Source organism: Lacinutrix sp. MEBiC02595 (genome assembly GCF_053601555.1).
In genome coordinates, this window is sequence record NZ_JBSHNU010000223.1 from 1 (window position 1) to 353 (window position 353).

Here is a 353-nt window from a genome sequence, read left to right on the forward strand (position 1 = left end):
GATATTGACACTTTAGAAACGGAACAAACAACACAAAACACAGCTATTGCAGACAATGAAACTGCAATCGCAGATCATATTACTGCAGATGAAGATACAGATGCAACCAACGAAATTCAAACCGTAGCTTCTACTGATAGTTCCGTTACCATAACCACAGATGCAAACAACAATATCGATTTAAGTGTTACTCCTTTTGATGAAACTGCTTTACAATCGCAAATCACTACTAATGCGGATGATATTGACACTTTAGAAACGGAACAAACAACACAAAACACAGCTATTGCAGACAATGAAACTGCAATCGCAGATCATATTACTGCAGATGAAGATACAGATGCAACCAACGA

Annotated in this window: 1 protein-coding gene; it reads left to right on the forward strand. The window is 37.4% G+C overall.

Annotated features, from left to right (window positions below; translation table 11 throughout):
- Nucleotides 1-353 (forward strand): hypothetical protein (locus ACVCZW_RS13220; RefSeq protein WP_452232638.1); only part of this gene is annotated, 353 nt, incomplete at both ends.